2 protein-coding genes are annotated in these 1,343 nt (G+C 57.9%); both read right to left on the bottom strand.

Features of this window, described 5'->3' with window-relative positions:
* The coding region (locus tag CPT76_RS05445; protein ID WP_105442181.1) for an HAD-IIA family hydrolase at positions 1–711 on the bottom strand (711 nt) is incomplete at its 3' end.
* A gap of 145 nt (positions 712–856) precedes the next feature.
* Positions 857–1,343 (bottom strand): DeoR/GlpR family DNA-binding transcription regulator (locus CPT76_RS05440; RefSeq protein WP_374954610.1); only part of this gene is annotated, 487 nt, incomplete at its 5' end.

Here is a 1,343-nt window from a genome sequence, read left to right as displayed (position 1 = left end):
GCCTGTTGCCGATCCGCTCAGCACCAGCGCGGTGCGGATGCCTGCCCGGCGGCCGAGCTGGATGTCCGAGCCCAGGCTGTCCCCGATCACCAAGCACTGCTGCGGAGGCAGTCCGAGCACCTGTAAAGCCGCTTCGGCCATCAATCCCGACGGCTTGCCGATGACCACTTCGACCTCTTGGCCCGCCGTGGCGACGATGGCGGCGATCATGCCGCCGACGTCGATGCACTCCCCGTCATCCCCTGGGAACGATTTATCGTCATTGGTCGCGATGATGCGGGCACCGTTCCGCACGGCCCGGAACGCCTGATTCAGCTCCGCATAAGTCAGTTCCTCGTGCAGCGTGATGACGAGCCAGTCGGCATTCTCGGGTCTCTCAGCCAGCCCGATGCCGGCCAGTACCAGTTCATCCCGCAGTCCGTCCGGCCCCAGCACCCACGCCTGGCTTCCAGAGTGGTGCTGCTGAAGGTACCGGGCTGTTACCGTGGAAGTAAGCAGAATCTCTTCCGCAGGCACATCGATACCCATGGAAAGCAGCTTCTGATGGCACATCGCCCGTGAAATGTTCCCCCGGTTGCTGAGGAAAACCATCCGTTTGCCCTGCGATCGGAGCAGCGCAATGCTCTCCTTGGCCCCCGGAATAGCTTGCGCCCCCCGGTATACCGTCCCGTCCAAATCGATAATAAAACCGTCCACCGTCTCCAAACTCATTTTAGATCCTCCCGCCGTGTTCTTATATGTTCATTCTCCCTGTGAGTGTCTGCGTTTGTCAACGATTGTTTGCTTTTTGTGAACGTTTTTAAATGGCAATATATGACGATTTAAATTCAGTCAGACACGATCGCGGACCGCCGTATTATAAATAAGGAGCGATCAGCACCTCCGTCGTACCCAGCTGACGCAGAAACTCCGGGTCTGCCCCTTCATCGGTGATGAGCACGTCGATGTCCTCCATTTTGGCGGATGTAGCGATCGACCGCCGGCCCAGCTTGGTGTGGTCCACCAGCGCAACCGTTTTGCTCGAGCTCGCAATCATCAGCTTCTTCAGCTCCGCCTCGTACAGGCTGAAATCGGTCATGCCCTCCCTGATGCTCAGCCCCTCCGCAGAAGTAAAGAACAGGTCGGAATGAATCCCTTCCAAAATGCTTTTTCCCAGAACCCCCTCGATCGTTTTGGAGCCGGAGCGGAGAATCCCGCCGATCAAAATGACGTTGATGCGCGGATTCTGGTTCAGGATGGTGGCAGCCTCCAGTCCATTCGTCACGACGGTGAGATAATCATGCTCCACCAGCGCCTTCGCCAGCTCCAACACGCTGGAGCTGGCATCCAGTATAATGCATTGG

It is taken from the genome of Paenibacillus sp. AR247 (genome assembly GCF_002968895.1).
GTDB classification, from domain to species: Bacteria; Bacillota; Bacilli; order Paenibacillales; family Paenibacillaceae; genus Paenibacillus_AQ; species Paenibacillus_AQ favisporus.
Note: the sequence above shows the minus strand (reverse complement) of the source record. Positions and strands in the feature narration are given on the sequence as shown.